The organism is Corallococcus sp. RDP092CA, assembly GCF_041903675.1.
In the GTDB taxonomy this organism is placed as follows: domain Bacteria; phylum Myxococcota; class Myxococcia; order Myxococcales; family Myxococcaceae; genus Corallococcus.
Window position 1 is genome coordinate 1 of sequence record NZ_JAYESI010000110.1, and the last position, 651, is coordinate 651.

Here is a 651-nt window from a genome sequence, read left to right on the forward strand (position 1 = left end):
CCATGCCGCGAATGAGCGATGAACGACTTCGCCCGTTGGTGGAGCGATTCGCACAACTCGTTCGCGAGCACGCCGTCTTCCGAGAAGCCTTCGGACTTATCTGAGTCGGATGAGGGGATGCTTCAGGACGGCATCGCCGTCCTGTTCAAGCCCCTGTGCGAAGGATTCCACCGCGCGCACGCCGCACGTACGTGCCTCGCCCAGCCACTGCTCGGTAACCGTCCGGCCAACGACGTGCGGTGAGGGATTGCCGGCGTAGCAGGGCCCGGCGGACGCTTCCGGGCATGGCGACGCAGGTGGAGAAGCCGGAGTGGACGCGGATTGCAGAAGCGTTCGAGGCGAGCGGGCAGACGCAGCGGGAGTTCGCGTTGGCGCAGGGCGTGCGGCTGAGCACGTTGCAGTCGTGGGTGTACCGACATCGGCGGAGTGCGCCGTCTGGGGCGGAAGCCGTGCGACTGTTGCCGGTGCAGGTGGCGCCGACGCCTGCTTCGATGGAGTCCGTGCTGGAGGTGGTGGCCGCGGGCGGAGCGCGGGTGCGATTCGCCGTGGGCACGGACGTGGCGTACGTGGCCCGGCTCGTCGCGGCGCTGGGGCGGTAGGCCGTGTTCGCCCTGCCTGCGTCGGTGCGCGTGGTGCTGGCGGTGGAGCCGG

General features: G+C 69.4%; 2 protein-coding genes. Both read left to right on the top strand.

Annotated features, from left to right (window positions below; translation table 11 throughout):
• Window positions 1–18 precede the first annotated feature (18 nt).
• Window positions 19–243 carry a hypothetical protein gene (locus U8525_RS34385; RefSeq protein WP_374270958.1) on the top strand — a complete coding sequence of 75 codons (225 nt, stop codon included), beginning with the start codon at window positions 19–21 and terminating at the stop codon, window positions 241–243.
• Between the two features lie 41 nt (window positions 244–284).
• Entirely contained in the window at window positions 285–599 is a 315-nt protein-coding gene (locus U8525_RS34390; protein WP_374270959.1) for an IS66 family insertion sequence element accessory protein TnpB, read from the top strand.
• Window positions 600–651: the final 52 nt, after the last annotated feature.

What these genes read in the sequence shown, in the direction of transcription:
- U8525_RS34390 (WP_374270959.1), top strand. Translation starts at nt 285, where the DNA reads ATGGCGACGCAGGTGGAGAAGCCGGAGTGGACGCGGATTGCAGAAGCG.
- U8525_RS34385 (WP_374270958.1), top strand. Translation starts at nt 19, where the DNA reads ATGAACGACTTCGCCCGTTGGTGGAGCGATTCGCACAACTCGTTCGCG.